1 protein-coding gene is annotated in these 279 nt (G+C 45.9%); it reads left to right on the forward strand.

Annotation, left to right across the window (positions count from 1 at the left end):
* Positions 1 to 279: winged helix-turn-helix domain-containing protein (locus AAEY88_RS13150; protein WP_350563102.1), on the forward strand; the 279-nt coding region annotated here is incomplete at both ends.

Here is a 279-nt window from a genome sequence, read left to right on the forward strand (position 1 = left end):
GGCTTAGACTCAGGGGCTGATGATTATGTCGTCAAGCCTTTTGAGTTAGGAGAAGTCTTTGCACGCATGAGAGTACTTATTCGCCGTGCCCAAGGCAAGGCTGATAATCAAGTGACGGTTGGCAATTTAAGTTTAGATACCGCGCACAAACGGGTCATGATGGATGGTAGCCCTATCGATTTAACCGCAAAGGAGTACATGCTTCTCACTACCTTTATGCTATCTCCTGAAAAAGTCATGTCCAAAAATGAGCTTGAGGATTCGTTATATGGCTGGGGC

The organism is Psychrobacter sp. CAL346-MNA-CIBAN-0220 (assembly GCF_040309805.1).
Classification (GTDB): Bacteria; Pseudomonadota; Gammaproteobacteria; order Pseudomonadales; family Moraxellaceae; genus Psychrobacter.